General features: G+C 70.5%; 20 protein-coding genes and 1 riboswitch. Of the genes, 7 read left to right on the forward strand and 13 right to left on the reverse strand.

From position 1 onward, the window contains the following. Positions 1-27: 27 nt before the first annotated feature. From OTB19_RS24195 to OTB19_RS24215, 5 genes are all read left to right on the forward strand, one after another. Positions 28-1,269 carry a L,D-transpeptidase gene (locus OTB19_RS24195; RefSeq protein ID WP_420716898.1) on the forward strand — a complete coding sequence of 414 codons (1,242 nt, stop codon included), beginning with the start codon at positions 28-30 and terminating at the stop codon, positions 1,267-1,269. An 86-nt stretch (positions 1,270-1,355) separates the two neighbouring features. Next, the gene (locus OTB19_RS24200) at positions 1,356-2,123 is read left to right on the forward strand and encodes an enoyl-CoA hydratase/isomerase family protein (protein WP_267800469.1); all 768 of its coding nucleotides are present in this window, start codon (positions 1,356-1,358) and stop codon (positions 2,121-2,123) included. A gap of 158 nt (positions 2,124-2,281) precedes the next feature. Further along, positions 2,282-2,890: an ATP-binding protein gene (locus OTB19_RS24205; protein WP_267800521.1), complete on the forward strand. Its 609-nt coding sequence runs from the start codon at positions 2,282-2,284 to the stop codon at positions 2,888-2,890. 397 nt (positions 2,891-3,287) lie between these two features. Further along, on the forward strand, positions 3,288-4,085 hold the full coding sequence (locus OTB19_RS24210; protein ID WP_267800470.1) for a polysaccharide deacetylase family protein: 798 nt from the start codon (positions 3,288-3,290) through the stop codon (positions 4,083-4,085). Beyond that, complete coding sequence (locus tag OTB19_RS24215; RefSeq protein ID WP_267800471.1) at positions 4,082-5,269, forward strand: YncE family protein; 1,188 nt, start codon at positions 4,082-4,084, stop codon at positions 5,267-5,269. Before OTB19_RS24210 ends, OTB19_RS24215 begins: the two co-directional genes overlap by 4 nt. 143 nt (positions 5,270-5,412) lie before the next feature. On the opposite strand, the gene OTB19_RS24220 is transcribed toward OTB19_RS24215, so the two are convergent. Beyond that, positions 5,413-6,657 (reverse strand): cytochrome P450, encoded by a 1,245-nt coding sequence (locus OTB19_RS24220; RefSeq protein ID WP_267800472.1) that lies wholly within the window; start codon positions 6,655-6,657, stop codon positions 5,413-5,415. Beyond that, the gene (locus tag OTB19_RS24225) at positions 6,638-7,426 is read right to left on the reverse strand and encodes a tRNA-dependent cyclodipeptide synthase (protein WP_267800473.1); all 789 of its coding nucleotides are present in this window, start codon (positions 7,424-7,426) and stop codon (positions 6,638-6,640) included. Before OTB19_RS24225 ends, OTB19_RS24220 begins: the two co-directional genes overlap by 20 nt. Positions 7,427-7,679: 253 nt before the next feature. Between OTB19_RS24225 and OTB19_RS24230 the strand changes: the two genes are divergently transcribed. After that, positions 7,680-7,892 carry an EF-hand domain-containing protein gene (locus OTB19_RS24230; RefSeq protein ID WP_053677573.1) on the forward strand — a complete coding sequence of 71 codons (213 nt, stop codon included), beginning with the start codon at positions 7,680-7,682 and terminating at the stop codon, positions 7,890-7,892. A 45-nt stretch (positions 7,893-7,937) separates the two neighbouring features. Here the strand turns inward: OTB19_RS24230 and OTB19_RS24235 are convergent, their stop codons facing one another. The 5 genes from OTB19_RS24235 to OTB19_RS24255 all read right to left on the reverse strand — a co-directional run bounded on the left by OTB19_RS24235 (position 7,938) and on the right by OTB19_RS24255 (position 11,227). Next, a complete protein-coding gene (locus tag OTB19_RS24235; RefSeq protein ID WP_267800474.1) occupies positions 7,938-8,522 on the reverse strand; it encodes a PadR family transcriptional regulator in 585 nt (194 codons plus the stop codon). A 91-nt stretch (positions 8,523-8,613) separates the two neighbouring features. Beyond that, positions 8,614-9,435, reverse strand: a complete 822-nt coding sequence (locus OTB19_RS24240) for an energy-coupling factor ABC transporter ATP-binding protein (RefSeq protein WP_267800475.1) — start codon at positions 9,433-9,435, stop codon at positions 8,614-8,616. After that, positions 9,432-10,181, reverse strand: a complete 750-nt coding sequence (gene cbiQ / locus OTB19_RS24245; protein WP_267800476.1) for a cobalt ECF transporter T component CbiQ — start codon at positions 10,179-10,181, stop codon at positions 9,432-9,434. The genes OTB19_RS24240 and cbiQ overlap by 4 nt, the downstream gene beginning before the upstream one ends. 3 nt (positions 10,182-10,184) lie before the next feature. Continuing rightward, positions 10,185-10,526, reverse strand: coding sequence for an energy-coupling factor ABC transporter substrate-binding protein (locus tag OTB19_RS24250; RefSeq protein WP_267800477.1), 342 nt, complete (start codon positions 10,524-10,526; stop codon positions 10,185-10,187). Beyond that, positions 10,523-11,227, reverse strand: a complete 705-nt coding sequence (locus OTB19_RS24255) for an energy-coupling factor ABC transporter permease (protein WP_267800478.1) — start codon at positions 11,225-11,227, stop codon at positions 10,523-10,525. The genes OTB19_RS24250 and OTB19_RS24255 overlap by 4 nt, the downstream gene beginning before the upstream one ends. Before the next feature lie 28 nt (positions 11,228-11,255). Then, positions 11,256-11,453, reverse strand: a riboswitch (cobalamin riboswitch). Positions 11,454-11,591: 138 nt separating this feature from the next. Between OTB19_RS24255 and OTB19_RS24260 the strand changes: the two genes are divergently transcribed. Continuing rightward, positions 11,592-12,305, forward strand: a complete 714-nt coding sequence (locus tag OTB19_RS24260; RefSeq protein WP_267800479.1) for a flavodoxin family protein — start codon at positions 11,592-11,594, stop codon at positions 12,303-12,305. An 81-nt stretch (positions 12,306-12,386) separates the two neighbouring features. On the opposite strand, the gene OTB19_RS24265 is transcribed toward OTB19_RS24260, so the two are convergent. The 6 genes from OTB19_RS24265 to gcvT all read right to left on the reverse strand — a co-directional run bounded on the left by OTB19_RS24265 (position 12,387) and on the right by gcvT (position 18,434). Continuing rightward, the gene (locus OTB19_RS24265; protein ID WP_267800480.1) at positions 12,387-12,890 is read right to left on the reverse strand and encodes an AMIN-like domain-containing (lipo)protein; all 504 of its coding nucleotides are present in this window, start codon (positions 12,888-12,890) and stop codon (positions 12,387-12,389) included. A 131-nt stretch (positions 12,891-13,021) separates the two neighbouring features. Further along, on the reverse strand, positions 13,022-13,429 hold the full coding sequence (locus OTB19_RS24270; protein ID WP_267800481.1) for an SsgA family sporulation/cell division regulator: 408 nt from the start codon (positions 13,427-13,429) through the stop codon (positions 13,022-13,024). Positions 13,430-13,659: 230 nt separating this feature from the next. Further along, entirely contained in the window at positions 13,660-15,042 is a 1,383-nt protein-coding gene (locus OTB19_RS24275; RefSeq protein ID WP_267800482.1) for an L-serine ammonia-lyase, read from the reverse strand. A 497-nt stretch (positions 15,043-15,539) separates the two neighbouring features. Next, positions 15,540-16,811 (reverse strand): serine hydroxymethyltransferase, encoded by a 1,272-nt coding sequence (gene glyA / locus OTB19_RS24280; protein WP_267800483.1) that lies wholly within the window; start codon positions 16,809-16,811, stop codon positions 15,540-15,542. 15 nt (positions 16,812-16,826) lie between these two features. Continuing rightward, the gene (gcvH, locus tag OTB19_RS24285) at positions 16,827-17,207 is read right to left on the reverse strand and encodes a glycine cleavage system protein GcvH (protein WP_267800484.1); all 381 of its coding nucleotides are present in this window, start codon (positions 17,205-17,207) and stop codon (positions 16,827-16,829) included. Positions 17,208-17,318: 111 nt separating this feature from the next. Then, positions 17,319-18,434, reverse strand: a complete 1,116-nt coding sequence (gene gcvT / locus OTB19_RS24290) for a glycine cleavage system aminomethyltransferase GcvT (RefSeq protein ID WP_267800485.1) — start codon at positions 18,432-18,434, stop codon at positions 17,319-17,321. Positions 18,435-18,550: the final 116 nt, after the last annotated feature.

Below are 18,550 nucleotides of genomic sequence, written 5' to 3' on the forward strand. Positions count from 1 at the left end.
GCGCGCGACTGTCCGTGCGCGGGGGACATGGGGAGAACACGAGTGAACCTGCAGCCGATTCGCGGTCGAGTCCGCACCGGCCTGCCGGCCCTACTGCTGGGAGCGGCCCTGCTGCTCACCACCGCGTGCAGCGGTGGCGGCAACGGCGGGGGCAGCGGCGGAGACGACAACGGCGGGGGCGGTGCCGGCAAGACCGGCACCGAGGCGTCGAAGGCGGTCGTCAACGTCAAGCCGGACGACGGGGCCAAGGAAGTCGCCACCAGCGGCGTCCTGAAGATATCCAGCACCGGTGGCAAGCTCACGACGGTGACGGTCGCCGACACCAAGGGCAACGCGGTGGCGGGCAAGCTCACCGCGGACGGCGCGAACTGGGAGCCCGAGCGCCACCTGGCCTCCGCCACCGAGTACAAGGTGCACGCGGTGGCCAAGGACACGGCCGGCCGGGAGTCGGTCAAGGACACCACCTTCACCACCCTGACCCCGGAGAACACCTTCGTCGGCCACTACACCCCCGAGGACGGTTCCACGGTCGGCGTGGGCATGCCCGTCTCCATCAACTTCACCCGCGGCATCACCAACCCGGAGGCCGTCGAGAAGGCGATCACGGTCACCGCCGAGCCCTCCGTCCCGATCGAGGGCCACTGGTTCGGCAACGACCGCCTCGACTTCCGCCCGGAGAAGTACTGGGCCGCGGGCACCAAGGTCACCGTGAAGCTCGCCCTCGACGGGGTCGAGGGCCGGGAGAACGTCTACGGCAAGCAGACCCGCACGTTCTCCTTCACCATCGGTCGCTCCCAGGTCTCCACGGTCGACGCGAGCGCGCACACCATGGAGGTCGTCCGTGACGGCCAGGTCCTGAAGAACCTCCCGATCACCGCCGGCGCCCCGTCGACGACCACTTACAACGGACAGATGGTCATCAGCGAGAAGTACAAGGTGACCCGGATGAACGGCGCCACCGTCGGCTTCGGCGGCGAGTACGACATCTCCGACGTGCCGCACGCGATGCGCCTGTCGAACTCCGGCACCTTCGTGCACGGCAACTACTGGGCCTCCTCCTCGACCTTCGGTTCGGAGAACGTCAGCCACGGTTGTGTCGGTCTGCGCGACGCCCGCGGCGCCGGCGACCCCGACCAGCCCGCCGCCTGGTTCTTCGACCAGTCGCTGATCGGTGACGTGGTCGTCGTGAAGAACTCCAAGGACAAGGAGATCGCGCCGGAGAACGGCCTCAACGGCTGGAACATGGACTGGGCGGAGTGGGTCAAGTAGCCCCACCCCGTACGTGATCGAGTGGCCCGGCGCTGTGACCCACGGCACCGGGCCACTCGCTGTTAACCGGTACTAACCTTCCCCGTATGACCCTCTCTCTCGAAGTCTCCGAAGGCGTCGGCACCATCCGCCTGGACCGGCCGCCCATGAACGCCCTGGACATCGCCACCCAGGACCGGCTGCGCGAGCTCGCGGTGGAAGCCGGCGACCGGGCCGACGTCCGCACGGTCGTCATCTACGGCGGCGAGAAGGTGTTCGCCGCCGGCGCGGACATCAAGGAGATGCAGACCATGGACCACGCGGCGATGGTCGCCCGGTCCCGCGGTCTGCAGGACGCGTTCACGGCCGTGGCCCGGATCCCCAAGCCCGTTGTGGCGGCCGTCACCGGCTACGCCCTGGGCGGCGGTTGCGAACTCGCGCTCTGCGCCGACTACCGGATCGCCGCCGACAACGCGAAGCTCGGGCAGCCCGAGATCCTGCTGGGCCTGATCCCGGGCGCGGGCGGCACCCAGCGGCTGTCCCGCCTGATCGGCCCGTCCAAGGCCAAGGACCTCATCTTCACCGGCCGGATGGTCAAGGCCGAGGAGGCGCTCGCCCTCGGTCTGGTCGACCGGATCGTGCCGGCCGCCGAGGTGTACGAGCAGGCGCACGCCTGGGCCGCGAAGCTGGCGCAGGGCCCCTCGCTCGCCCTGCGGGCCGCCAAGGAGTGTGTCGACGCCGGCCTGGAGGCGGACATCGACACCGGACTGACCATCGAACGGAACTGGTTCGCGGGCCTGTTCGCCACCGAGGACCGCGAGCGGGGCATGCGCAGCTTCGTGGAGGAGGGCCCGGGCAAGGCCAAGTTCCTCTAGCCACAAGGGAAGTCCACACGGGAGCCCTCGGGCAGTCCTCCCTGTGGGTGGATTAGCCAGGCCTTAAGACAGGCTTAAGGTGACCTCATGGGCCACCGAGGGTGATCGACTCCGGGCGCTGCGTCATCGCAGGTCACTTCGGCGTCGAGGCTCCTCTTTTGCCTGTTGCATATGCCGGGACACCCCTTCGGAATCAACCATTCCGGGGGGTGTTTTCCCGAGGAACGGCCCGGAGCGGCGCTCGCGCCGTCCATGATGGGTTCATGGCGGGCCTGGAGGGTGTGGAACAGCCGCGGCAGCGCAGCAGCGCTTCCGCCGTACGGCTCACGGCTGCTCTTGAGGACGAACAGGGCCTCAAGGTGCCGGAGTTGTTCGAGAATCCGGCGGAGGCGGAGGTGACGTTGCCGTCCATGCCCGAATCCGCGAGAACCGCTCGCCGGCTCACCCAGTCGGTGGTGATCCGCTACTGGGGCCTCTCGCCGCAGATCGCCGAACACGCGGTCCTGCTCGTCTCCGAACTTGTCGGCAACGCCGTGCGTCACACCGGGGCCCGCTCCTTCGGCTTACGGATGTTGCGTCGCCGCGGGTGGATCCGGATCGAGGTGCGTGACCCCTCGCGCGGGCTGCCCTGTCTGATGCCGGTCCACGAGATGGACACCACGGGGCGCGGGCTCTTCCTCGTCGACAAACTGTCCGACCGCTGGGGGGCCGATCTGCTGCCGCGCGGCAAGATCACCTGGTTCGAGATGCGGGTGGCCGACCGCTAGGGGCAGCCCTCTCCGCACTTGGCCCGGAACGCCAGAAACCCCCTGTCGCCGTGATGTGGCGCTGCGGGGGTTTCATGGGTGTGCCGAGGATCAAAGGGGGTGTGATCCTCGGCGGGACTTCGCTCGGGTCAAAGGGAAGCCGTGGTTCCGACTATGGCAGACGAGCGGCCGAATGCCAAAAGTCCCAACATGGACATAAGTGTGCATATCCTAAGAGTTTCCACCTAAATCTTAGGTGAGGTGGGCCACTCACCTCGTAATCAATGAATAAGTATCGACTGCTCTGAGTGAATCGTTGATCACATAGCGGACGGAACCCTGGATGGCGTCCCGATGGCCGACGTCCCGAATTGGGTCAATCATTACCATCTCGGTCATCCACCCCTTAAATGGGCAAGTGCTCTGCTACCCGGACCGCCGATCCGCCCTTCGCGCCGGTGTGGCGGGCGCCGTCGGCGCCCTCGCCACCGCCTGCGGGACCGCGTCCCCGCCCCGGGCGACCGCCCCCGACAAGGCCACCGCCCCCTCCGCCACCGTGCCCGCCAAGGCCCCCGCCGCCGCGGCCGCACCGGCACCCCGCCGGTTCGCCGGCATGCCCGTCGAGATCGCCCACGGCCCCCGCGACCGCCCCCGGGTCGCCCTCACCTTCCACGGCAACGGGGACCCCGCCGTCGCCCGCGCCGTGCTCGCCGAGGCCGAGAAGGGCGGGGCGCGCGTCACCGTACTGGCGATCGGCACCTGGCTCGACGACCACCCGGACATGGCCCGCCGGATCCTCGACGGCGGCCACGAACTCGGCAACCACACCCAACGCCACCTCGCGATCAACGACATGTCCGAAACCGACGCCCTCGCCGAGATCACCGGCTGTGCGCAGCGCCTCAAACGCCTCACCGGCTCGATCGGCACCTGGTTCCGCCCCTCGCAGACCCAGTACGCGAGCCCGCTCGTCCGGACCCTCGCCCAACGGGCGGGCTATCCGCACGTCCTGTCCTACGACGTGGACTCCCTCGACTTCACCTCGCCCGGCGCCGCGGCCGTCATCCGCAACGTCACCGGGACGATCCACGGCGGATCGGTGGTGAGCCTGCACTTCGGCTACGCGGACACGGTCGACGCGATGCCGCCCCTCCTCGAAGAACTCGCGCGCCGCAAGCTGCGCGCGGTGACCACCACGGAGCTGCTGACCCCATGACCACGAACCGCCTTCCCCGGAAGGCCACCGCGCTGCTCGCCGGACTGGTTCTCGCTGCCCTGGCCGGCTGCGGTTCCGGTGGAGGGAGCGCGACCGAGGCGCTCGGCTCCAAAGGACCCGCCCGGCCGGTCAAGGCCGTGCCGGCGGTGCCGCCCGGACTGCCGGGCATGCCGCCGGTGCTCGACCCCAAGGACGTGTACGCGGCGGACCGCCCGAACCGGCTCTCCCCGGTGGTCAAGGACTTCCCGTCCCGGGTCTACGTACCGAACACCAACTCCAACACGGTGTCCGTCATCGACCCGGCGACGTACAAGGTCATCGACACCATCCCGGTCGGCGCCCAGCCCCAACACGTGGTGCCCTCCTGGGACATGAAGACCCTGTGGGTCAACAACAACCGGGGCCACACGCTCACCCCCATCAACCCGGCCACCGGCGAGGCCGGTGAACCCGTCGAGGTGCACGACCCGTACAACCTCTATTTCACGCCCAACGGGAAGTACGCGATCGTGATGGCGTCGATGGACCGTGAACTGGTCTTCCGCGATCCGCACACCATGAACCGGGTGAAGACCGTCCCCGTGACCTGCTTCGGCGTCAACCACGCGGACTTCTCGGCCGATGGCCGGTACTTCATCGTGAGCTGCGAGTTCTCCGGCGAACTGCTCAAGGTGGACACCGAGAAGATGGAGGTCGTCGGCCGGCAGAAGCTGCCGTTCGAGGGCGCGATGCCGCAGGACGTGAAGATCTCCCCGGACGGGAAGACCTTCTACGTCGCGGACATGATGGCGCACGGCATGTGGGTGCTCAGCGGGGACAAGTTCGACGTCCCCAAACTGCTGCCCACCGGAAAGGGATGCCACGGCCTGTACGTCAGCCGCGACTCCAAGGAAATGTACGTCTCCAACCGCGGCGAGGGCACCATCTCCGTCTTCGACTTCCCCAAGAACAAGCTGACGAAGAAGTGGGAACTGCCCGACGGAGGCAGCCCCGACATGGGCGGGGTCTCCGCCGACGGCAAGGTGCTGTGGCTGTCGGGCCGCTACAACTCCGTGGTCTACGCGATCGACACCACCAGCGGCAAGGAACTGGCCCGGATCCCGGTCGGCGGCGGCCCGCACGGCCTCGCCGTCTACCCCCAGCCCGGCCGCTACTCGCTCGGCCACACCGGGATCTTCCGCTAGGCCCTGTCGCCTCCGCCGGGTCCCGCCGCGTTCCGCCGGGGCCGCGACGGCGACGGTCGGCGCGACGGGACGGCGGCGCCCCGGGAGCTCGCACAGCTCCCGGGACGCCGCCGTCCACCCGGTCGGGCAGGGCCCCACCGGGCCTACCAGGCGACGGGAAGCCGCTCCGGCAGGCGCTTGATGAAGCCCGTGCGCCAGACGAGGTTCTCGGCCGGGACCGCGAGGCGCAATGCGGGCAACCGCTCCACCAGCACCTCCAACGCGATCTCGGCGTGGGCCCGCCCCAGCGCGGAGGCCGGGCAGAAGTGCCGGCCGGCCCCGAAGGCCAGGTTGGCGTGGGGGCGGTCGCGCTCCAGGTCCAGTACGTCGGGGTTCTCGAAGGCCTCCGGGTCGAAGTTGGCCCCCTCCAGCAGGACCAGGACCAGTTCGCCCTTCTCGACCAACACGTCACCGACCCGCACGTCCTCCAGGGCGATCCGCGGCAGGCCGTCGCCCACGGACAGGTTCCAGCGCAGGAGTTCGTCCACCGCCGGGCCCATCCGCTCGGGATGCGCGCGCAGGTACCCGATCAGCTCCGGCCGCTGGAGCAGTGCGAGGACCGCGAGCACCAGGAACGCGGACGTGGAGACCGCACCCGCCCCGAAGAGCGAGACGGCGACCGTCGCGAACATGTCGTCGGTCAGGTGCGCCGACTCGGGGTCGGCCTCCTTCAACCCGGCGAACCGGCCGAGGAGCCCCGTACGCTCCTCGGCCGGCAGGGCGAGCTGCGCGTCCAGCCGCTCGACGAAGTAGCCGACGTCCTTGTACCAGTTGAGCGCCGAGTCCGCGAAGGGCTCCCGCGCCGTCATGAACGCCACGTCCAGTCCCGACATCAGCCGGCGCCGGTCCTCGAAGGGAACTCCCAGCACCCGACAGTGCAGCGCCGCCGAGAACGGGTCCGCGAAACCGGCCCGGAGGTCGGCCGGTCCGCCCTCGGTCACCATCCGGTCGACGAGCTCCCCGGCCGTGGCGCGCAGCCACTCCTGGAGCCCCTTCTGACGCGGGTTGAGCGCCTTCATCACCGCGTTGCGCAGCCCGGCGCTGTTGATGTTGCCCATGTTGTTCACGACCTCGGGCGGGATCGTGAGGGCGTACTGGCGGGGGACGCCGGCGTTCGCCGTGTCCTTGAGGCTGAAGCGCTCGTCCTCCAGCACCTGCTTGGCCAGCGCGTAGCTGCTCACCAGCCAGGCCGGGTCCCCGGTGAGGGTGCGGACCCTGGCGACCGGCGCCTTCTCGCGCAGCCAGGCGCACTCCTGCGGGAGCACGTCACCGCGTCGCGAGAGCGGGAAGTCGAGGAGGGCGTCCCCGGCGCCCCCGCCCTCCCGACCCTCAAGCTGCTCGACGGTCATCGACGGTCCCTCCGGTCGGCGGTACGTGGTTCGAGGTGGTGTCCGGCGTCTCGGCCGGCGTGTGGATCGAGGCCGCCGCGGCCTCGGGGCGCACGACGGCGTACGCCTGGTTGCGGGTGGCGCGCAGGCCCCCGCCCCGCGCGAAGAGGACATCGGTCAGGGGCATCTTGACGTGGTAGGCCGCCACCGAGGACGGGACGTCGAGAATGCTCGGGGTGTCCACGAAGAACGGGAGTTCGGCCGCCATGTAGTCGAAACAGACCTGCAACTGTGCGTCGGTGATCGATTCACCTCCCGGCAACTTCGATCCGACAAAATGAAGGGCCATTTCCTCGCAGCCCTTACGGAATTCCTCGTCGGTCTCCAGGAAATGGAGCACGCGTCGGTGCAGGAGTTGGTAGACGGGATTCGACTGGAACTCCGAAAGTGCCCTCACGCGAATCTCGGCGAGTGGGGGCCCTGATTCCTCCACGCCTTTGAGGATGCGCCGCCGAACGGCCTTGATCTCTTTCGCGGCCCGTTTCTCCGCGTGCTCCGGGGCGTAACCGAAGGCGGCGAACATCCGGTCGACGTGGAGGTCCGCGTAGACGAAATCGACTTGGGCGAAGCGGGTCGTGGCCCACCGGGCGAGGTCGCCGATGCGCTCGGAGCTGAAGTAGCTGTTTCCGGGACTCACTCCGATGAGCACATGGTCGCCGTCTTCCCAGATATGGCGGCAGGTGCGGGTGAAGGGCAGAACTTCGAATGATGCGTCAGCTGTGATCGTCACCTGTGTGATCGCCCTTGTTGCCGCTTGTCCCTGGGAGCCCTGCGCTCCTGGTGTGGCGGCAATGTCGGTACGTTATGCCGCGATGCCGGAGTGTGACAAGTGCAGGCCGGAATTATTGGCCGGAATTATTGCTTCCGCCTTACCGGGTGGTAATTGGATTTCTTTCTGCCGGCCGAACGGGACCCGGGGAGGAGCCCCGCCCGGGCGGGCGCTACCCTGAGCCGTCAACAAGCACCAAGAAGGGGTGGACCCAGTGGCGGACATCGAGAGCGCGCGGGCGACGTTCCGTAAGTTCGACGCGGACGGCGACGGCTTCGTCACGGCCGACGAGTACAGCGCGGCCATGAAGGCCATGGGCGACGCGTTCGTCACCGGCGCGGTCGCGGACGCCGTGGTCGCGTCCAAGGACAGCAACGGCGACGGCCTGCTGAGCTTCGACGAGTTCTGGGTCGCCCTGAACAAGTAGTCCCCGTCCCGGCCGCCTCCGACCCCCTGCCGGGGCCGGAGGCGGTCAGGCCGTGTCCCCGGGTCCCTCGGGCGCCCCCGGCCCGTCCTGCGCGGCAGCCATGTCCTCGACCTCGGTCAGGGCCTCCTCCAGCCAGCGCAGCCAGAAGGTCTCCAAACCGATCCCGCCGCGCAGCACCAGCCGGCGCAACCGGTCCTCGTCGGAGTCCCGTCCCGGCGGGAAGTCCCGTGCCTCGATGGCCTCGTACTCCGCCAGCTGCCCCCGGTGCAGCTCCACGTGACGGCCCAGCTCCGCCCCGAGCCCCCGCGCCCCCACCACGCCCGCCGCCCGCACCCGCAGCAGCAGCGGGTCCCGGATGGCCTTCGGGTCCTGGCTCTCGCCGACCCACCGGGCCAGTTCCGCACTGCCGGCGGGCAGCACCTCGTACTCCTTGCGCTGCCCGCGCACCGGCACCTCGCCGGGCAACGCCCTGATCAACCCGGCCTCCTCCAGCCGGCCCAGCTCCCGGTAGATCTGCTGGTGCGTGGCCGACCAGAAGTACCCGATCGACCTGTCGAACCGCCGGGTCAGCTCCAGCCCCGACGAAGGCTTCTCCAGCAGGGCGGTGAGGATGGCGTGCGGCAGCGACATGCGGCCATCCTAGGTTCGGGGTCGATCCCGGCGCCGCGATCCCGTCCCCGACGGCGCCCGCCGTACGGGCGAGGTCGGGGCGCCCGTACGGTCACCCCAGCGCGGCCAGCGCCTCCGGGGTCCTCGGGCCCGCGGCGTCCGGGGCCAGCAGGCCGTGGGCGCGCAGGTGCGCCGTGACCGTCGGGGACCACGCCTGACGCAGCCCGGCCGAGGCCAACAACGCGGGGTCCGAGAGGAGTTCCGCGGCCGGCCCGACACGGACGCCCGTCGGGGTGAGGACCGCCGCGTCGTCGGCCCAGCGAACCGCCAGGTCGACGTCGTGCGTGGCCATCACCACCGTGGTCCCGGCCGCGCGCAGCCCCGCCAGGACGTCCAACAGCCGCTCCTGCCCGTCCGGGTCCAACCCGGCCGTCGGTTCGTCCAGGATCAGCACGCGCGGGGCCATCGCCACCGCGCCCGCGATGGCCGCGCGCTTGCGCTGCCCGTACGACAGCAGGTGCGTCGGCCGGTCCCGCAGCGCCGTGATGTCCAGGGCGGCGAGCGCCGAGTCCACCCGGCCCCGCACCTCGCCGGGCTCCAGGCCCATGTTCATCGGACCGAAGGACACGTCCTGCTCCACCGAGGCGGCGAACAACTGGTCGTCCGGGTCCTGCACCACCAACTGCACCGCCCTGCGCAGCCGGGTCAGCCCCGCCCGGTCGTGCGTCACCACCGCGCCGTCGAGCCGCAGCGAGCCCGAACCCGGCCGCAGCCCCCCGCTGAGCAACCGCATCAGGGTGGTCTTGCCGCTGCCGTTGCGGCCCAACAGGACCAGCGCCCGGCCCTCGACGATGCCGAAGTCCACGCCGGAGAGGACCGCGGGCCCGTCCTCGTACGCGTAGCCCGCGCCGGCCAGTTCCACCAACGGGTTCACAGGTACAGCCCCTTCAGGGTGAGAGTCACGGTGATCAGGGCCGCCAGCAGCGCCCCGGACGCGGCCAGGAACCGCCACGACAGCGTGGCCTGCGGCACCAGCACCCGCAGCGCGCCGTCGTAGCCGCGCCCCGCCAGCCCCTCCTGGAGCCGCGCGGCGCGGTCGAAGGCCCGGACGAACGAGGTCGCCGCCAGCCCGGCCAGCGAACGCCACACCGCCGCCCGGCCCGTGTGTCCGAGCCGGGCCGCCTGGGCGCGGCGGACCTGCGCCATCGAGTCCAGCAGCAGGAAGCCGATCCGGTACATGACCAGGGCCACGTCCACCACCGGCGCCGGCACCCCGGCCCGCACGAGCCGGGGCAGGACGTCCGACACCGGGGTGGTGAAGGCGAACAGCAGCACCCCGAGGGAGGCCGCGGAGGTGCGCAACAGCAGCTCGGCCGCGTGCCGGGGCCCGTCGGGGGCCCACGACACCAGCCCCGCCGGGCCGCCCACCGCGAACAGCAGCGGGAGCGCCCCGGTGAAGCAGAACCCGAGCGGGATCCGGAAGGCCCGCCACAGTTGGCGCCCGGCCACCCCGGCCGGCCCGAGCAGCACCCCCAGGGTGGCCGCCGCGACGAGCGGCCCCCCGGGCCAGGGCGGCAGGGCGACGGCCGTGACCGTCAGCCCGAGCCCCAACAGGGCCTTCTCCAGCGGATGACGACGGCGCCAGCGGCTGCCGTGCGCCGCCACGTCGATCGGCAGCACCGCCTACGACTCCGCGGGGCCCGCCGGGCCACCGGTCGCGCCGGCCTGGGCGAGGCCCTGACGCCGGCCCTTGCGGACGCCGAAGTAGTACGCGAGCACGCCCGCGCCCAGCGCCGCCTGAAGGGCGAACAGGGCCGACTCGATCTCCCCGGACGGGGGCTCGTACAGCGGCGAGAACCACGGCTCGTAGTCCGGCTTCAGCTCGGTGATGGCCGCCTCCGCCTGCGCGTCGGCGCCCGCGAACGGCTCCTCCTTGCCCTCGCCCAGACCCAGCGCGAGCGGGAGCACGGCCAGCGCCGCCACCAGGAGCAGCAGCACCACGTTGATCTTCGCGTTCCTGGTCATCGGACCACCGCCTCCTCCTGCTTGTTCCCGTTACGGGCCGTCAGCTTCGCGACCCCCAGCCGGACCAGGTCCGACTTGCTCGACTGCATCAGCAGCCGCATCACGAGGACGGTCAGCAGACCCTCGCTGACGGCCAGCGGGATCTGGGTGACGGCGAAGATGCCGCCGAACTTGGCGAGCGCCCCCGGGAAACCGGTGCCCGGGTCGGGGAAGGCCAGCGCCAACTGGACGCTGGTCACGCAGTAGGTGACGAGGTCGGCGAAGAACGCGCCGAAGAAGACGGTCACCATCAGCGGCAGGTCGAACCTCTTGAGCAGCCGGTAGACCCCGTAACCCGCCCAGGGTCCCGCGATCGCCATGGAGAAGACGTTCGCGCCGAGCGTGGTCAGGCCGCCGTGCGCCAGCAGCAGCGCCTGGAAGAGCAGGGTGATCGTGCCGAGCACCGCCATGATCGGAGGCCGGAACAGGATCGCCCCGAGTCCGGTGCCGGTGGGGTGGGAGCAACTGCCCGTCACCGAAGGGATCTTCAGGGCGGACAGGACGAAAGTGAACGCACCGGACGCGCCGAGCAGCAGGGTGCTCTCGGGGTTGGCCTTCACCTCGCGGGTGAGGGCGCGCACACCGTGTACGACGAAGGGAGCGGACGCGGCGCCCCAGGCGACCGCGTGCAAGGGGGGCAGAAACCCCTCGGCTATATGCATGAGTAAGGAGACCTCTCCAGCACCTCGTGGATGGACGACGTGCCCTGGCCGGTCTCCTGGCTCACGGGTACTGATGCCCTGACTCCGCCTTCCCGGGGCCGTGCGGTCTCCCGCGCGGGCCCAGTGGCTTCCCGCAGGGGAGTGGAGCCGGACTTCCCGATCACAGTGGCGAGGGCCGCACCGGTTTTTCACCGGTTTCCCGAACACCAAGGCCCGCTGACCCTAGTCGGCCGCGCGGACCCGTAACAACCCGACCCCGCTCCCGCGCCCCCCGTCCACCCGCTCCGACCAGGGCCGATCCGGATGGCCCCCGGACGGGCGCGGCCCGCTGGCGCACCCGTCCCGGCCTGCGCAGGCTGGGGGAGTGGCCGACGAACACGACTACTCAGACCTCAGCGCCGTCTACGTGAACTGCACGCTCAAGCGCTCGCCCGAGACCAGCAACACCGAGGGGCTGATCAGCAGGAGCCGCGCGGTGATGGAGGCGGCCGGCGCCCGGACCTCACTGATCCGGGCCGTCGACCACGACATCGCCACCGGTGTCTGGCCCGACATGACCGAGCACGGCTGGGAGAGCGACCAGTGGCCGGTCCTCTACAGCCAGATCATGGACGCCGACATCCTCGTGCTGTGCGGGCCGATCTGGCTCGGCGACAACAGCTCCGTGATGAAGCAGGTCATCGAGCGGCTCTACGCCTGCTCCTCGATCCTGAACGACCGGGGCCAGTACGCCTACTACGGCAGGGTCGGCGGCGCGCTGATCACCGGCAACGAGGACGGCGTCAAACACTGCGCCATGAACGTCCTCTACAGCCTCCAGCACCTCGGCTACGCGATCCCGCCGCAGGCCGACGCGGGCTGGATCGGCGAGGCAGGGCCCGGCCCCTCGTACCTCGACCCGGGGTCGGGCGGCCCGGAGAACGACTTCACCAACCGGAACACCACGTTCATGACGTGGAACCTGATGCACCTGGCCGCCCTGCTCAAACGGTCCGGCGGCATGCCCGCACACGGCAACCAGCGCGCGGAGTGGGACGCGGGGTGCCGTTTCGACTTCCCCAATCCGGAACACCGCTAGTGCTGTGACCGGACGCGAGGGGCCCGGGGCGGCGCACGCCCCGGGCCCCTCGACCGTTCGAACCGTGCGCCGGGCGACGGTTCAGCAGGTCGCCGGGTGCGGGAAGTCGACGACGAGCCGCTCCGGCGCGTGCAGCACACTGGTCTTGTAGGTGGGTTTGGTGTCGAAGGCGGCGCCGAAGGTCACGTACCCCTCGTAGTCGCCGGTGTAGGCCATGCCCTTGAGTTTGGGCAGGTTGATCTTCTGTAGGCGGGGGCCCTGGTAGACGTTCTGGCCGGCGTCGGTGTGCCCGGCCGCCGGGTGCAGCCGGATCTCCAGGAAGAACTTCCCGGCCAGCGGCACGGGCTTGCCGGACCCGTCGTAGACCAGTTGGGAAACGGGTGTGACGGTGACCGGGGGAGCGGATCCCTGGAGGTCGACGACGAGCCGGTCGAAGGTGCAGTGACCGCCGAAGCGGGCATTGGTGACCAGCGTGGTGGACAGGGTGCGGGTGGCGGCCGAGGCCGGAGCGGCGAGGCCGATCCCGGCGGCGAGCAGCGTGCCCGTGACGAGTGCGGTGACCTGACGGCGACGCAGTGGACGCATGACGTCCCCCCGATTCTTCAGAGACGGGGACAGTGGTGTCACAGCAGAAGACACTCCCCGGGCGCCCATGGTTGCACCGGATCGGGCACCAGCCCGCGCGGGGGCGGGCGGCGGGGCCGCGAGCCGCGCCGTCAGCCGGGCAGCAGCGCGCTCAGTTCCGCGTCCAGGTCGTAGTGCCGTCGTTCCTGCCCGCGCGGCACCAGTTCCACGAGCCGGCGGCACAGGGCCCGTACGTCCTTCGCCCGGGCGGACACCACACACCCCTGCTCGCCGTTGCTGAACGCCAGGAAGATCCGCGGCTCGGTGGCCTTCCAGCGCGGCCACACCTGTATGTCTCCCTCGCCCGTGGCGCAGGTCTGCCCGTCGAGCAGCAGCTCGCGGGAGAACACCCAGCGCGCGATGTGCACCCCGGCGCCCTCGAAGTCGAGCGTGATCTCGTAGGGCCGGTCGGTGCGGTACACGAACGTCCCCCGCACCGGGATGCGGGTGGGCGCGGCCTCCAGGCGGAGGGGGAGGACGCGGTGCTCCGTGATCGTCATGGTGGGGGGTGCGCCTCTCTGTCGGCGGGGGTGTTTCCTTCCCCTCGGGCAAGCTAACCCCACGCCTTCCCCGCATCCGCGGGTCCAAGGTCCCGACCCGGACGGGCCGCTCGGCCCGTCTTGCGCCGGCTCCGGGATTTCCCCGCCCCCACCGGACACGCGGAAGCCCGCCCTCGGGGGAGGACGGGCTCGACGGGCCCGCCGCGCGCGGCGGCGGGCGGACGCTCAGGTCAGCATTCGATGACGTTGACCGCGAGACCGCCGCGAGCGGTCTCCTTGTACTTCACCTTCATGTCGGCGCCGGTCTCCTTCATGGTCTTGATGACCTTGTCGAGGGAGACCTTGTGGGTGCCGTCGCCGCGCATCGCCATCTTGGCGGCGGTGACCGCCTTGACGGCCGCCATGCCGTTGCGCTCGATGCACGGGATCTGCACGAGCCCGCCGACCGGGTCACAGGTGAGGCCGAGGTTGTGCTCCATGCCGATCTCGGCGGCGTTCTCCACTTGCTCGGGGGTGCCGCCCAGCACCTCGGCGAGGGCGCCGGCCGCCATGGAGCAGGCCGAGCCGACCTCGCCCTGGCAGCCGACCTCGGCGCCGGAGATCGAGGCGTTCTCCTTGAAGAGCATGCCGATCGCGCCCGCCGCGAGGAGGAAGCGCACCACGCCGTCCTCGTCGGCCCCCGGCACGAAGTTCATGTAGTAGTGCAGGACCGCCGGGATGATGCCCGCGGCGCCGTTGGTGGGGGCGGTGACGACCCGGCCGCCCGCCGCGTTCTCCTCGTTGACGGCCATCGCGTACAGCGTCGCCCACTCCATGGCGTGCGCCTGCGGGTCGCCCTCGGCGCGCAGCTGGCGGGCGGTGCCCGCGGCGCGGCGCTTGACGCGCAGACCACCCGGCAGGATGCCCTCGCGGGACATGCCGCGCGACACGCAGGCCTGCATGACCCGCCAGATCTCCAGGAGGCCCGCGCGGATCTCCTCCTCGGTGCGCCAGGCCTTCTCGTTCTCCAGCATCAGGGACGAGATGGACAGGCCGTTCTCGTTCGCCAGCCGCAGCATCTCGTCACCGGAGCGGAAGGAGTACTTCAACACCGTGTCGTCGAGCTTGATCCTGTCCTCGCCGACCGCGTCCTCGTCCACCACGAAGCCGCCGCCCACCGAGTAGTACGTCTTCTCCAGCAGCGGGGTGCCGGAGGCGTCGTACGCGAAGAGCGTCATGCCGTTCGCGTGGTAGGGCAGCGAGCGCCGACGGTGCAGGATCAGCTGGTTCGGCTCGTCGAAGGCGATCTCGTGGGCCTCGCCTATCTCGGCGCCGAGCAGCCGCAGCCGGCCGCTCTGGCGGATGCGCTCCACCTCGGCGTCCGCCGTCTCGACGTTCACCGTGCGGGGGGAGTGCCCCTCCAGCCCCAGCAGGACGGCCTTGGGCGTGCCGTGGCCATGGCCGGTGGCGCCGAGGGAGCCGAAGAGTTCCGCGCGGACGGACGCGGTCTGGGCGAGGACACCGTCCTTCTTCAGGCGGGTCACGAACATGCGCGCCGCCCGCATCGGGCCGACCGTGTGGGAGGAGGAGGGGCCGATGCCGATGGAGAAGAGATCGAAGACGGAGATGGCCACGGTGGCGGACTCCCTTGTCTGCTCGTGGGGTGGGAGGGGGCAGGAGAGGCGGATTGGTCGGATTTTGTCCGGCAGCCGAGCTTAACGCGAGGAGGTGAACAAGCCGGCTGGCGGGAGGGTTGCACGGGTGACGGTCAGGCGCGGCTCGGTCCGCGCTCCGGTACCACGCATGCGGCGTCCGGTGCCGGTCAGGGGCCGGGTCCCGGTCGGGCGGGCCCGTCCGGTGGCCCCCGATGCCCGGGCGTACGGCCGGACGTACGTGAGCAAGGCCATGCCGGCCGGCCCGCGGCGCGGTGTCCGGTCGGGCCGCCCGGGCGAGGGGGAGGCGGCAGCACTCCCGACCTCCCCGACCCCGTGCCCCGTACCCGCGCCCCGTCCCCGGGGCCGCGGACGGGTCGGACACCGACCGCCTCCGGCCGGGTCCACGGTCACGAGAAGGGCCCGGTGCCTGCGGAAACAGCCACCGGGCCCGACCCGTGAGGTTCTAGCGCACCACGTCAGAGCGTGGGGTACAGCGGGAACTTCGCGGCGAGCGCCGAGACGCGCGCCTTCAGGGCCTCGGCGTCGGCCTCCGCGAACGGAGAGGGCGCCTTCAGCGCCTCCGCGATGATCTCGGCGACCTCGGTGAAGGCCTCCGCGTCGAAACCGCGGGTGGCGAGGGCCGGCGTGCCGATCCGCAGACCCGAGGTGACCATCGGCGGCCGCGGGTCGTTCGGGATGGCGTTCCGGTTGACCGTGATGCCGACCTCGTGGAGGCGGTCCTCGGCCTGCTGACCGTCCAGCTCGGAGTTGCGCAGGTCGACCAGGACCAGGTGCACGTCGGTGCCGCCGGTGAGGACGTCCACGCCCACGGCCTTGACGTCGTCCTGGACCAGACGGGCGGCGAGGATCTTCGCGCCCTCCAGGGTGCGCTCCTGGCGCTCCTTGAACTCGGGCGAGGCGGCGACCTTGAACGAGACCGCCTTTGCCGCGATCACGTGCTCCAGCGGACCACCCTGCTGACCGGGGAAGACCGCAGAGTTGATCTTCTTGGCCAGTTCCTGCGTCGACAGGATCACACCGCCGCGCGGACCACCGAGGGTCTTGTGCGTGGTGGTGGTCACGACGTGGGCGTGGGGCACCGGGTTGGGGTGCAGACCCGCGGCGACCAGGCCGGCGAAGTGCGCCATGTCGACCATCAGGTACGCGCCGACCTCGTCCGCGATGCGGCGGAAGGCGGCGAAGTCCAGCTGACGCGGGTAGGCGGACCAGCCCGCGACGATCAGCTGCGGCTTGGACTCCTTGGCGAGGCGCTCGACCTCGGCCATGTCGACCTCGCCCGAAGCGTCCACGTGGTACGGGACCACGTTGTAGAGCTTGCCGGAGAAGTTGATCTTCATGCCGTGGGTCAGGTGACCACCGTGGGCGAGGTTCAGGCCCATGATCGTGTCGCCCGGCTTGAGCAGCGCGAACATCGCGGCGGCGTTCGCCTGCGCACCGGAGTGCGGCTGGACGTTCGCGGCCTCGGCGCCGAACAGCGCCTTGATGCGGTCGATCGCGATCTGCTCGACCACGTCGACGTGCTCGCAGCCGCCGTAGTAACGGCGGCCGGGGTAGCCCTCGGCGTACTTGTTGGTCAGGACCGAGCCCTGGGCCTCCATGACGGCGACCGGAGCGAAGTTCTCCGACGCGATCATTTCCAGGGTGGACTGCTGACGTTCGAGTTCGGCGTCGACGGCGGCGGCGACGTCGGGGTCGAGCTCGTGGAGAGGGGTGTTCAGTACAGACATCAGGGTCCCCTGGGGTCAGTTACCGGCGGTGAGCTTGGCGTACTCGTCGACGGAGAGCAGGTCGTCCTGCTCCTCCGTGACGCGCACCTTGAAGAGCCAGCCGCCCTCGAAAGGAGCCGAGTTCACCAGCGACGGGTCGTCCACGACGTCCTGGTTGGCCTCGACGACCTCACCGGTGACGGGGGAGTACAGGTCGCTGACCGACTTGGTCGACTCCAGCTCGCCGCAGGTCTCGCCCGCGGTCACCGTGTCGCCTACCTCGGGAAGCTGGGCGTAGACGACGTCACCGAGCGCGTTGGCCGCGAACTCCGTGATGCCGACCGTCGAGACGCCGTCCTCGGCGCCCGACAGCCACTCGTGCTCCTTGCTGTAACGCAGCTGCTGGGGGTTGCTCATGGCCTGATTCTCCTGGATGCGGGGGAGTGGATGTGAACCGGTGGTCTTGAATGCCGAGACGGCGCCGCACGGACCTCCGGACGGCGACGACGCGCTTGGGAAGGGGCGGAACTACTTCTGCCGCTTGTAGAACGGCAGCGCCACGACCTCGTACGGCTCATGCGTACCGCGAATGTCCACGCCGACACCGGAGGTGCCGGGCGCGGCGTGCGCCGCGTCCACGTACGCCATCGCGATCGGCTTGCCCAGCGTCGGCGACGGGGCGCCCGAGGTGACCTCTCCGACGACCTGCCCGTCCGCGACGACCGGGAACCCGGCGCGCGGGACCCGGCGGCCCTCGGCGATCAGGCCGACCAGCTTGCGCGGCGGGTTGTCGGCGGCGCGCTCGGCGGCGGCCTCCAGCGCCTTGCGGCCGACGAAGTCCACCTCCTTCTCGAACTTCACGACCCGGCCCAGACCCGCGTCGAACGGGGTGAGGGAGGTGGTCAGCTCGTGCCCGTACAGCGGCATGCCCGCCTCCAGGCGCAGGGTGTCGCGGCAGGAGAGACCGGCCGGGACCAGGCCGACGCCCGCGCCCGCCTCGGTCAGCGCCTGCCACAGCTCCACCGCGTGCTCCGGGGAGACGAACAGCTCGAAGCCGTCCTCGCCGGTGTAGCCCGTCCGCGCGATCAGCGCGGGAACCCCGGCCACCGTGCCCGGCAGGCCGGCGTAGTACTTCAGGCCGTCCAGGTCGGCGTCGGTCAGCGACTTCAGGATGCCGGGGGACTCCGGGCCCTGCACGGCGATCAGCGCGTACGCGTCGCGGTCGTCACGGACCTCGGCGTCGAAGCCCGCGGCCCGCTCGGTGATCGCGTCCAGGACGACCTGGGCGTTGGAGGCGTTGGCGACGACCATGTACTCGGTCTCGCCCAGGCGGTAGACGATCAGGTCGTCCAGGATCCCGCCGTCCTCCTGACAGATGTGCGTGTAGCGGGCGCGGCCGACGCCGACGGTCGAGATGTTGCCGACCAGCGCGTAGTCGAGGACCTTCACGGCCTCGGGGCCGGTCAGGGTGATCTCGCCCATGTGGGAGAGATCGAAGAGACCGGCCTTGGTGCGCACGGCGTTGTGCTCGTCGCGCTCACTGGCGTAGCGCAGCGGCATGTCCCAGCCCGCGAAGTCGGTCATGGTCGCACCGAGCGAGCGGTGCAGCGCGTCGAGGGCGGTCAGACGGGGGGCAGTGCTCATGGGTGTGGCTCCCGGGTCCCAGGGCATGACATGACGAGGACGATCCTCCCCATCTGTCATCGGAACCTGAGAGGTTCGCCGAGAGTTCCCGCGCAAACGGGGCGCGTCGTCGACTT

Source organism: Streptomyces sp. H27-H5 (genome assembly GCF_026627505.1).
Classification (GTDB): domain Bacteria; phylum Actinomycetota; class Actinomycetes; order Streptomycetales; family Streptomycetaceae; genus Streptomyces.

What these genes read in the sequence shown, in the direction of transcription:
- OTB19_RS24195 (WP_420716898.1), top strand. Translation starts at nt 28, where the DNA reads ATGGGGAGAACACGAGTGAACCTGCAGCCGATTCGCGGTCGAGTCCGC.
- OTB19_RS24200 (WP_267800469.1), top strand. Translation starts at nt 1,356, where the DNA reads ATGACCCTCTCTCTCGAAGTCTCCGAAGGCGTCGGCACCATCCGCCTG.
- OTB19_RS24215 (WP_267800471.1), top strand. Translation starts at nt 4,082, where the DNA reads ATGACCACGAACCGCCTTCCCCGGAAGGCCACCGCGCTGCTCGCCGGA.
- OTB19_RS24220 (WP_267800472.1), bottom strand. Translation starts at nt 6,657, where the DNA reads ATGACCGTCGAGCAGCTTGAGGGTCGGGAGGGCGGGGGCGCCGGGGAC.
- OTB19_RS24235 (WP_267800474.1), bottom strand. Translation starts at nt 8,522, where the DNA reads ATGTCGCTGCCGCACGCCATCCTCACCGCCCTGCTGGAGAAGCCTTCG.
- OTB19_RS24250 (WP_267800477.1), bottom strand. Translation starts at nt 10,526, where the DNA reads ATGACCAGGAACGCGAAGATCAACGTGGTGCTGCTGCTCCTGGTGGCG.
- OTB19_RS24255 (WP_267800478.1), bottom strand. Translation starts at nt 11,227, where the DNA reads ATGCATATAGCCGAGGGGTTTCTGCCCCCCTTGCACGCGGTCGCCTGG.
- OTB19_RS24265 (WP_267800480.1), bottom strand. Translation starts at nt 12,890, where the DNA reads ATGCGTCCACTGCGTCGCCGTCAGGTCACCGCACTCGTCACGGGCACG.
- OTB19_RS24270 (WP_267800481.1), bottom strand. Translation starts at nt 13,429, where the DNA reads ATGACGATCACGGAGCACCGCGTCCTCCCCCTCCGCCTGGAGGCCGCG.
- glyA (WP_267800483.1), bottom strand. Translation starts at nt 16,811, where the DNA reads ATGTCTGTACTGAACACCCCTCTCCACGAGCTCGACCCCGACGTCGCC.
- gcvH (WP_267800484.1), bottom strand. Translation starts at nt 17,207, where the DNA reads ATGAGCAACCCCCAGCAGCTGCGTTACAGCAAGGAGCACGAGTGGCTG.
- gcvT (WP_267800485.1), bottom strand. Translation starts at nt 18,434, where the DNA reads ATGAGCACTGCCCCCCGTCTGACCGCCCTCGACGCGCTGCACCGCTCG.